7 protein-coding genes are annotated in these 9,632 nt (G+C 52.0%); 2 read left to right on the forward strand and 5 right to left on the reverse strand.

Going from position 1 to position 9,632, the window contains the following annotated elements; genetic code table 11:
• A partial coding sequence (locus BZG79_RS08610; RefSeq protein ID WP_199877655.1) for a PAS domain-containing protein occupies nt 1-2,215 on the forward strand: 2,215 nt, incomplete at its 5' end.
• Nucleotides 2,212-5,364 (forward strand): response regulator, encoded by a 3,153-nt coding sequence (locus BZG79_RS08615; protein WP_077774193.1) that lies wholly within the window; start codon nt 2,212-2,214, stop codon nt 5,362-5,364. The genes BZG79_RS08610 and BZG79_RS08615, both read left to right, overlap by 4 nt.
• Nucleotides 5,365-5,366: 2 nt before the next feature.
• Here BZG79_RS08615 and BZG79_RS08620 read toward each other — a convergent pair whose 3' ends face one another.
• From BZG79_RS08620 to BZG79_RS08640, 5 genes are all read right to left on the reverse strand, one after another.
• Entirely contained in the window at nt 5,367-5,498 is a 132-nt protein-coding gene (locus BZG79_RS08620; RefSeq protein WP_199877657.1) for an EAL domain-containing protein, read from the reverse strand.
• Nucleotides 5,473-7,317: a response regulator gene (locus BZG79_RS08625; RefSeq protein ID WP_077774195.1), complete on the reverse strand. Its 1,845-nt coding sequence runs from the start codon at nt 7,315-7,317 to the stop codon at nt 5,473-5,475. The genes BZG79_RS08620 and BZG79_RS08625 overlap by 26 nt, the downstream gene beginning before the upstream one ends.
• Nucleotides 7,318-7,868: 551 nt before the next feature.
• Nucleotides 7,869-8,255 (reverse strand): MGMT family protein, encoded by a 387-nt coding sequence (locus tag BZG79_RS16895; protein ID WP_077774196.1) that lies wholly within the window; start codon nt 8,253-8,255, stop codon nt 7,869-7,871.
• A gap of 22 nt (nt 8,256-8,277) precedes the next feature.
• On the reverse strand, nt 8,278-8,709 hold the full coding sequence (locus BZG79_RS08635; protein ID WP_077774197.1) for a DUF3010 family protein: 432 nt from the start codon (nt 8,707-8,709) through the stop codon (nt 8,278-8,280).
• Nucleotides 8,710-8,826: 117 nt separating this feature from the next.
• On the reverse strand, nt 8,827-9,632 hold an 806-nt coding region (locus BZG79_RS08640; protein WP_077774198.1), incomplete at its 5' end, for an HD-GYP domain-containing protein.

Here is a 9,632-nt window from a genome sequence, read left to right on the forward strand (position 1 = left end):
CCTGCATACCGATACCGAGCATCGCCTGGGTACCCTTTGCCTGATCGACCGCAAACCGCGATCGTTTGACGACACTCAGATTGCTTTACTTCGGGAGCTGGCGAGCATGGTGGAGGATCTGATCCGGGCGGATACCCGGCAGCGCAGACAAACCACCGAAATGGAGCAGAAGCTACAGGCAAGCCATGATGAAATGGCATCACTGCTGAACAATATGCCCGGTGTGACCTTCCGTTGCCTGCCGGATGAACACTGGACCATGCTCTTCATGAGCCGGCAGGTGGAAACCGTTAGTGGCTATACAGCAGACGATCTGATCGGGAATAAGCGCATCAGCTACGTTGAACTGATTCACGGTGACGATGCGCCAAAGGTTGACGAAGCTGTGACAAAAGCGATGGCGGAAAATACCGAATGGCACATCGAATACCGGATTCGCCACCGCACCAAGGGATGGCGTTGGGTGGAAGAGCGCGGTCGGTGCATCCGGGACGAACCACAGTATCCGGCTGTGCTTGAAGGGTTTATTGTGGATATCACCCGCGAGCACGATGCGCTGCAGCAACTGGAGTACAATCACAGGGCATTGATGCTGCTGAACGATATTGCCTTCTCCACTCACCGCTCAGTGGATGACAAAATTGGCCACGCCCTGCAGGAGGCCAGGCACTATCTTGGCTCAGATCTGGCGATTCTCAGCCAGATTGAGAGAGACACCTACACCCTTGCCTGGGTGAATGCCAGGGACGATATTCCGGTGGCCGCCGGTCAGCAGTTCGCACTGGGCGACACCTGGTGCGAGCTGTTGATGGCCAGTGCCGATGACGGGCCCAGCCGCGAGTACTTTATTCCGGACACGGATCAGCCTGAATATCACGCTCACCCTTGCTATGAGGCCAACCCCCTGGGCAGCTATGCGGGCATTGTTGTAAAGGTGGACGGTCACCCCTGGGGAACTCTGAATCTTTCTACTGTCCGTGCCAGGCAAGAGGACTATGACGAAAGCGAAAAGCTGTTTCTCCGCTTGCTGGCCAATTGGATATCCGAGGTCTTAACCAACAGTCTCGGTCATGACCGTCTGACCAAGCTGATGGCACAGTTGCCGGGCACCGTGTACCAGTTTCGCCGTTTCCCCGATGGAACAATGGTCTTCCCCTTCAGCTCGCCCCAGATTGAAGATCTGTATGGTATAACCCCGGAGCAGGCCGCGGAGGATGCCACAACCGCTTTCGAGCGTATCCATCCGGATGACCTGGCCGCCGTGAGCGCATCAATCGAAGACTCAGCCCGGACTCAGGAGAACTGGGTGATCAACTATCGCGTGGCGGACCCACGCAATGGCTATCACTGGGTCTCGGGTCACGCCAAACCGGAACGCTTACTGGATGGTAGCATCCAGTGGTATGGGTATATACAGGACATCCACGAACAGCAACAGGCACGCCTTGCGCTGGAACGCAGTGAAGCGCGCCTGCGCGGCCTGTTTGAGTTTTCTCCCATTGGCATCGCCCTGAATGACTTTGAGACTGGCCGCTTTATCGACCTCAACCACGCACTGGTTGCCCCAACCGGTTATACGGCAGAAGAGTTTGTCGAGCTCAGTTACTGGGATGTTACGCCCAAAGAGTACCTGCCCGAAGAAGAGAAAGCCCTCGCGGATCTCCGTAAAACCGGGCGTTATGGTCCCTTTGAGAAAGAGTATATACGAAAAGACGGCAGCCGCTACCCCGTGCGCTTGCAGGGCATGATCAGTGAGGAAATCGACGGCCGGAAAGTCATCTGGTCCCTTATCGAGGACATCAGTGAATACCGGGATTCCCACAGCGCTGGCATTAACACCCCCCAGGCGTGGCCGGCGATCATAGTTAATGTCGACAGCCAGCGGCTTGTCCAGGCACTAACAAATCTCTTGTCCAACGCCATAAAGTTCTCTCCGGAAAATAGCGCTGTGGAAGTCTCGGTTATCGAGCATGACGAGACCGCTGAAATTCGCATCCGGGATCACGGCTCTGGGGTGTCGCCGGAGTTTCAGGAACGACTGTTTCAGCGCTTCAGCCAGGCCGATGCCACCGATAGCCGCAAGCTCCCCGGCACCGGGCTGGGTCTGGCCATTACCCGTGAAATTTGCCAGCAGCTTGGCGGCCAGGTTGGCTATCGCGATGCCGACGGCGGCGGTGCCGAGTTCTATATTCAGTTACCGGTGATAAAATTATGACCTTTTCAACAAAAGCCATTGCCACATTCGGTCTGGCTCTGCTCGCCGTTTTGGGTAATATAATCAACCTACCCCTGTTCTTCGGTGTACATTTCATTTTCGGCTCTGTCGCCGTGATGTTGGCCATAAGGTTGGTCGGTTTTTGGCCTGCTGTCTGGGTGGCGCTGGCCGGTGGTGCCTACACCTGGGTTCTTTGGGGCCACCCTTACGCCATGCTCACGTTTACGCTGGAAGCGGTTATTGTCAGCCTTCTGTACCGGCGCGGCTTGAAAAACCTGGTGCTGGCAGACCTCGCTTTCTGGCTCGTGGCAAGCGCCACCCTGGTTCCTGCGTTGTATATGGGCGTGCTGGGCATGGATACGTCTTCGGCCATCATGATTGCCCTCAAGCAGTCGCTGAATGGGCTGTTCAATGCTCTAGTTGCAGGGCTGTTGGTCAAGATTCTGGTCTGGCGGTTTCAGAACGGGTCGGTTGACTGGCTGCCAACCCATATCGGGCTGAACGAATTGCTTTTCCATGTTCTGCTGACCGTGGCACTGGTCGTCGGTAGCACCCCCGTAGTTATCGGCAGCTATAACGACAAAACCGAACAGGAAAAGCGGTTGGGCAGTGCTTTGGATCTCGTTCTGACCGCAACAGCAGAGCGTCTGCGGCAGGGCCCCGATGCTTCTCAAGTTCTTAAAACCGAACTACAGCGCTTTGAATACACCGATGCCATTGATGGCATTGCGGTGATCAATGCTGAGGGAAAGGTTATTGCCCAAGTCGGAGAAGTAACCTCGCCGTCATCAGGAATTACCAATGCGATACCGGGCGTGGAGAGTCTCGGCATTTGGTTGCCGGATTCCGGTGGAAGCCTGGTCAACCGCTGGAAAGAGGGACACTACCAATACCGTCTGCCGGTCACTGGCCTGACGGAAGGAAACGAGTTGATTGCGGATAAGCCTGCCAGGCCGCTGATTCAGGCCGTAGAAAATCAACGTAATGAGAGCTTCACCTTTTTGGCGGGTATGACACTCTTGAGCATTCTGGTAAGTTTTTTACTCAGTCGCGTGCTGACACAGCCGTTGACGCAACTCGACAAAGCCAGCAAGCACCTGCCTGAGAAAATTCGCGGCAACGATCCACCAGAGTTGCCCGATAGCCGAATTCGTGAGTATGGCATTTTGTCTACTTCACTCCGCACCATGGGCACTGCGCTGGCCAGGACTTTTTCCGAACTGGACGACGCACGGACCACTTTGGAACAGCAAGTTCAGGCCCGCACCCAGGAGCTGGCCAGCACCTCCGCCATGCTGAGCAATGTTCTGGAAGCGTCAACCGAGTTTGCCATTATTGCCACCGATACCGAGGGGACCATCACCCTGTTCAACACAGGCGCTGAAAACCTGCTTGGATACGACTCAAGTGAACTCATTGGCGTGCAAAGCCCTGCGCTGTTTCATCTTCCATCTGAAATGGAAGAGCGATCGGTGGAGCTTTCCGATGCACTTGGCGAGACCATCTCAGGCTTTGATGTCTTCGTTAAAAACGCCCTGCGCCAGGGCTCTGAGTCCCAGGAGTGGTCCTATCTGACCAAACAGGGCGAACCAATTCCTGTAACGCTGACCGTCACCCCCATTTTCGATGACGCCGATAAGCTGACTGGCTTTCTCGGTATTGCCGAGGACATCACCGAGCGCAAGCGCATTGAGCAAATGAAAAACGAGTTCATTTCCACCGTCAGTCACGAACTGCGCACGCCACTGACCTCTGTGAGCGGTGCCCTAGGGCTTACTTTGAGCGGTAAGCTGGGGGATATACCCGAAAAGGTCAAAAATCTGTTGAAGACCGCCCACAGAAACAGCGAACGATTGGCGCACCTGATCAACGATTTGCTGGACATCGAAAAGATCGCGACGGGAAAAGTGAATTTAGACATGGAGGTTCAACCGCTTCAACCCATTCTTGAGCAGGCCGTGGATGAAAATAGGGCCTACGGGGCCGAGCGCCATATCAGACTGGCGCTGAACAGCGAGATTACTCGGCAAAACGTCAAGGTTGATGAGCAGCGGTTAAAGCAGGTGCTGGCCAACCTGCTGTCCAATGCCATCAAGTTCTCTCCCGACGGCGGGACAGTCACTGTCGAGGCTGCCAGTACGGATAACGATATCACCGTCAGCGTGACCGACCAGGGCCCGGGTATTCCAGAGGATTTTCACCATAAGATATTTCAGCGATTTGCTCAGGCCGACAGCTCAGACACGCGTCAAAAAGGGGGCACGGGGCTTGGCCTGGCGATTACCCAGCAACTGGTTACCCGCATGGGGGGCACGATTGACTTCGAGACAACCGTCGGCGAAGGAACGCGGTTTTTCTTTTCACTTCCAATTATATCACCGATTGAAAAAGCATCCTCTACCGCTTCTCCTAAAAACACCGATGGCTCATCCAATGAGTCGCCCAAAATACTGGTCGTGGAGGACGATCCGGACATTGCCAGCCTGCTGAGGATTATGCTGGAAAATGCGGGATATCGAGTGGCCATTTGCCATACTGGTGCAGAGGCGCTTGAATCCATAGAAGCAGGCAACTGGGACCTGATCAGTCTGGACCTGATGTTGCCGGATGTCAGTGGTCTCGACATAATCAGACGCCTGAAGAAGCAAGCAGCCACCGCAGACATTCCCATTGTCGTAGTATCCGCCAAAGTGAACCGGAGCCAGCTGGAACTTAATGTCGAGACTGACAATATTGCATGGCTGGCAAAACCCATTGACCACCAAAAGCTAATTGATTTGGTGCGGCATCAGCTATCACAGGGTGACTGCCCGAAAATTCTGCACGTTGAAGATGATGCAGATCTGCACGATGTCCTTTCGGCCATGGTCGGTGATCATTTGAGTCTGGAGCGAGCAGGAACCCTGGCCGATGCTAAAAGGCTGTTAAAACAACACGCCTATGATGCCGTTTTGCTTGATATTGGTCTGCCCGATGGCTCAGGGTGGGATTTGATCCCGGATATCGAGAGCGCACAGCCCGGTGCGGCCATTATCATCTTGTCCGGTGAGGATATCGGAAAGGAGAAACCTTCAGAAGTCGCGAGTGTACTGCTGAAAAGCAAGCTGACCTCAGAGCAACTCGTCAAAGTGATCCGGCGACATATTTAAAATCAGTCACCCGCTTCAATGTCTTCCGGCAGCATGGGGCGGGCGCTCAGAAAGCCCTGATACTGATGGCAGCCGAGTTGCTTCAGAAAAGCCAGCTCTTCGCTTTTTTCAACACCTTCGGCTATCACCTTCATGCTCATGCTCCGCCTCGAACCCGACAATACGTTCCCCTTCCACTGAGAATATTGGCTGGTAAACCGCAAGAAACTCTTGATTATCCAGGCCCTGCCTGATCGATTGCTCCAAGGTAAAGCGAGATCTTTGCTCAACCTGGAGCTCTGCATCAAAGTAGACCCGCTCAGCATCTTGAGCCGCTTTTGCTTTAAACAAAGCCATATCCGCCTGATCTAAAAGCTCGTCTGCCGTCATGGTATCGCCCGTAGCGATCGCAACCCCAACATCCACCGATAGCGGGACAGAGCCTAGCTCAGAGCACTCAGAGTTCATATCCACTTGATTGACCGCCTGAACCAATTCCCTCACGCACTCATCAAGCTCTTTTCGCGAGGAGTGCTCATTACTCAGAATCAGAAACTCATCACCTCCCTCACGACTCAACATACTGTCTTCGGTCAGGTGTTTGCTAAGCCTCCACGCGACACTTTGCAGGACCTCATCACCAAAAAAGTGGCCATGGAGATTGTTGATGGTGTGAAAATCTCGCAGGTCTATTTTTATCACGGCAACAAGCCTTTCAAACGGTTGTTTCAAAAGGCCGTTCAGAGCACGCCGGACTTCGGCTAGTTTTGGTAACGACGTCAGTGTGTCTTGAGTCGCGTTTTCCCCGTGCGCAATCAAAACGCGATCCATGCTTTGCAACTGGCGGCCTTTCACAACACGCGATTTGACCATCATCAACAGCCGCCAGGGCTCTATCGGTTTGCTGATGAATTCATCATTTGCCAAGCGGGCACAGGCCAGCTGCACATCCATATCAGCAAACGCCGACATAAATAACAGCGGTATGGTAGAAAACTCTTCGTGCTGGCGAATAATACGACCCAGCTCAATGCCATTGCACACAGGCATCCTGACATCAATCAACACCAGCTCAGGTTGAAACTGATCGAGAAGATTGAGGGCGTTCTGGGCACTATCCGCCATTCTGACAGAATAACCAGCATCAACGAGTATACTGTCATACAAACTCAGCAAGTCCTCGTCATCGTCAACAATCATGATTCGATAGGGCTCGACAGGTGCCATCTTTAGCTCTGCGCGCAGCAGGGTAGTCAATCTGGGAATATCCAAAGGTTTGTGAAGAAAATGATTGCCGCCGGCTCTGACGGATGCCAAGCGAAGGTCGAAAGAATCATGCTCAGAGATGAAAATAACGGGAAGAGGAGCGCCATCGTTATGCTGCCAGTAAGTCACTTGCCTGGCACCCGCAAAGCGATCGCCGAAAAAATCCATGTCGACGATCACAGCAAGCGGGTCATAGTTGGCAATTGCTTTTTCTAATTGAGCGATATCCTGCTCAACGTGCGTAATATAACCGTAAGAGTCGAGGTTTTCCGAGAGTTTGAGTGCGAAGTCTTTATCGTCATCTACAATCAGGACAGTAATAGCGTTTTCGGACTGGTTTTTAGTAACTGCAGTATTTTGGCTGTGATTATGTCCCGCCTCGTTCGGTTCATCTTTTAAGATCTGTCTTAATGCCTGCAACAATGCGCTGACCGGCTCGGATGCTGCCGATACTCGTTCTTGCCGTGAGAGATATTCAGTTTGCTCCAGTGCCTGCTCAAGCTCTCTCGCCACCTGCGACAATTCCCTGAATCCATAGGCCTTACCCGAACCGGCCAGACGGTGCGCTATTGACTGGATGTCCGAGAGATTGCTGTGGTTATCAGCCGCGGCCGACCAAAGTGCCTCTAATTGTCGTGCGTACTGGGCCAGATGAGTGATGTACCGGGCTCGCAGATTGGCCTTTTTATCAGAATTGTTAGGACACATAATTTTGCTTCTATGAGTGAAAAACGAGTCGTTGTGAATTAATCTGAATGACAGTATAGCAGCGTACTCAAACAGGACGAGTTAAGTGAGCCTCAAAAATTGGACAGGTGCCTACGTTCTGAATCTAGAACGTCAGGGCTACCGGATAGACCGCAAGCAGACTCAACGTTTGATGCGCACCATGGGCATCCAGCGGTGTACCCACGCTCCATCCAATCCTTGATTACCAAACGCCCGATGAGGTTTACTACAAGCAACTCGTAGCCTTGGCAGCCTGAGCCAGGGAAATAACTGGATCATAGCTTAGAGACACCATCAGGTTGTCCAACTTATTGGGGCCACCTCAGGGTAAGTGTGTTGGTATGTATAGCTGAAGAATAATTGACACTCGATAGACGCTACACCGGTCGGGTAATCGATATAACTTCGCTACAGGGAAGAGCCGACTCATTAGGCTTGAGAAACGAGAGATAGAGCAGTTGCCTCTAAAGGCAATAGCGGTAGGTCAGTGATCAGTTTATTGGCTTGTCACCTTAGCCACCATTGATCAGCTAAAAGACGACAATAGACCCCAATACCTGTTCTTTCATACAGACTAAGTAACCNACCGCTTGGTTGGCTTTTGGATTGCCGATGGCATTGGAAATGGTCTGATAGCTGGCAGTGTGCCCATACGGAATGGTTTGCAAAGCGGCCCACACACGGCGTTGAAACGATGTACCATGCGGGGCAAGTGGCAGAGAAAATGCCTGCCGCTTTCCTGCAAAGTATTGATCTAGTTGACGGCATGCTTCATCCAGTATGGGGTCACCGTCGGGCGCGATGCTTGCCGCTGAGGATGACGGTGCTCGGCGAGGCAAGTATAGCCCCGTGAGCCCATTGGTATCCGCTTCTAATGTCAGCATGCCTAATGGCGATGGATATCGGATAACTGGCATGACACATCCCTGTGGTCGATGATTATTTCTTATCTTGATTGCAATAGGCGCAGGCTGTTAAAAACGCATGCTCTTGAAACTGCTTTAAGCCCAATTCTTTTAGATTGACATCGATCGGGTGGCGTTTGAGTGTTTGCTTCATGATGTTATTAGGCAGCACTTCTGCTTCAACCCCATCGATAAGCTGCAAGACCGCTTCCATTTTAAAGCCCGCACTGCTTCCGGCGAATTTACCTTTAGTTTGACGCTCGCGGATCACAATCTTGTCTACTTGATAGTCTTCGACCAGCTTGCTCATGGTGCGGTGGAAATGTTGAATGCTTTCTTGTGATTCGGGCGATGGCACATTGATTTTCTTTGCTCGACAATCAGGTACCGAAAAAAGGTCATTCTCGCTATCTAGCAATACCAGGTTGGCTTCGTTGCCTTTTAGATCAACCGCGCATACTCTCATTGTTTTCTCTCTATCGTTTATTTAGCAAAGCCACAGTCTTTGGTGAAACACAGCCTTTGGCCAAAATGGTCACTGAGGCGGGGCAGTATACGCAAAAGCGCCTGCGACGTCACAGGATTAACGAAATGCGTCGACACAGATATCTAGTGTCCCTTCACTGGTAGCGCGTGCGATGCGCAGATCGTGGCGCCTACCCAAGTCGATATACTCCACCTCGCGAAAATGGTTACTGCGCACGGAGTAGAAGGTTTTCACAACTGGACGCGTGATGTCATCAAGGTTCTCTTGCCACACTAAACCAATACGCCCATCGACAAGTTCCACTAACGAACCAATCGGATAAAAGCCAATACACTGAATAAACGCACGCAACAAAGTGGGATCCAAATGAAACGGAGTCAGTCCCATCATGATTTTAAACGCTTCTGACGGTGACATGGCTCGCTTATAGCAACGATCGGCGGTGAGCGCATCATAGATATCGACAATGCCACTCATGCGGCCAATCGTATGTATTTCTTCACCTTGTAATCCGTTAGGGTAGCCATTGCCATCAAGCTTTTCATGATGCATCAAACTGACATCACGTGCGGTTTGCGATAAATCGGGAATACTGTCTAACACCGGTTGAGAAAAGACTTGGTGAAGCTTCATGTGGTCGAATTCGTCTGCTGTCAGTTTTCCTGGTTTGTTAAGTACCTCATCGGCGACCAGAACTTTGCCAATATCGTGCACAATTCCACCCACCGCCAACTCTTGTAAAGTATGGTGATCGAATCCTAAATGCTTACCAAAATTAACCAGCAAAAACGCGACGTTAAGCGAGTGCTCCATCAAGTAGGCACTTTTATCTCGAATACCACTGATCCAGGTAACGGCGTGCTGTCGTTCAAAAATATTATCAACAATACTGAGCCCTAAAT

The organism is Salinivibrio sp. MA427 (assembly GCF_001996115.1).
In the GTDB taxonomy this organism is placed as follows: domain Bacteria; phylum Pseudomonadota; class Gammaproteobacteria; order Enterobacterales; family Vibrionaceae; genus Salinivibrio; species Salinivibrio costicola.

What these genes read in the sequence shown, in the direction of transcription:
- BZG79_RS08615 (WP_077774193.1), top strand. Translation starts at nt 2,212, where the DNA reads ATGACCTTTTCAACAAAAGCCATTGCCACATTCGGTCTGGCTCTGCTC.
- BZG79_RS08620 (WP_199877657.1), bottom strand. Translation starts at nt 5,498, where the DNA reads ATGAAGGTGATAGCCGAAGGTGTTGAAAAAAGCGAAGAGCTGGCTTTT.
- BZG79_RS08625 (WP_077774195.1), bottom strand. Translation starts at nt 7,317, where the DNA reads ATGTGTCCTAACAATTCTGATAAAAAGGCCAATCTGCGAGCCCGGTAC.
- BZG79_RS08635 (WP_077774197.1), bottom strand. Translation starts at nt 8,709, where the DNA reads ATGAGAGTATGCGCGGTTGATCTAAAAGGCAACGAAGCCAACCTGGTA.